The 355-nt window shown below is 44.2% G+C and carries 1 protein-coding gene; it reads right to left on the bottom strand.

The features are described 5' to 3' along the window. On the bottom strand, positions 1-320 hold a 320-nt coding region (locus tag FCL47_RS24165), incomplete at its 3' end, for a transposase (protein ID WP_136816279.1). Positions 321-355: the final 35 nt, after the last annotated feature.

Raw genomic sequence — 355 nt, 5'->3', positions numbered from 1 at the left:
CGGCGCAAACTAAGGGCGGACATTCCTTCTTTGGCTTGCGTTATGAGATAGATTGCCAGAAACCACGTAGTAAGAGACAATTTTGATGAGTCAAAAATGGTGCTACTGGTAATCGAGCACTGATGTCTGCATCGAGTACACTGGAAAAGTTGACGGCTTTTCAGCTCATAGTAGTGAGTGTGATCGCATTTGGGGCATGCATAACCGCTAGGCCAGCGATACTTAAACAGCTTTTCCCGGCACTTTTCTTCAGAGCCGTATGCTTTAAGGAATTTAGGCAAGCTGTACCCTTTTTGAAATTGAACCGAATTCTTTGCCATGTCATCTCCTCCTTTTGTTTTAGGTAAGAGGAGTA

Origin of the sequence: Desulfopila sp. IMCC35006 (assembly GCF_005116645.1) — a bacterium.
Classification (GTDB): Bacteria; Desulfobacterota; Desulfobulbia; order Desulfobulbales; family Desulfocapsaceae; genus Desulforhopalus_A.
This window is presented reverse-complemented; position numbering and strand designations above follow the sequence as displayed.